Origin of the sequence: Chryseobacterium sp. SIMBA_028, assembly GCF_046535285.1 — a bacterium.
Classification (GTDB): Bacteria; Bacteroidota; Bacteroidia; order Flavobacteriales; family Weeksellaceae; genus Chryseobacterium.
In genome coordinates this window covers 1-246 of sequence record NZ_JAWRWZ010000679.1, presented here as the reverse complement: position 1 = coordinate 246, position 246 = coordinate 1, and the positions used below count along the sequence as shown (strand labels likewise).

The 246-nt window shown below is 39.4% G+C and carries 1 protein-coding gene; it reads right to left on the bottom strand.

The features are described 5' to 3' along the window. The coding region (locus tag SCA31_RS24960) for an AMP-binding protein (RefSeq protein ID WP_410699637.1) at positions 1 to 246 on the bottom strand (246 nt) is incomplete at both ends.

Sequence of the window (246 nt, the reverse complement as noted above, 5' to 3'; positions counted from 1 at the left end):
CAACTTTCCTCCATAGAGTAAGGCTCCATACATCTCCCATACAGAAAAGTCAAAAGATGGAGAGTGGAACATCGTCCAGACATCTTTATCTGAAAAATCGAACTCCATTTGATCATTGATCATAAGGCTAACTACATTTCGGTGTTCGACCATGACACCTTTGGGATGACCTGTGGTACCCGATGTATATATGATATAAGCTAAATCCTTCGATTTATTTATTAATGGAAGGTTTCCACTTGGACC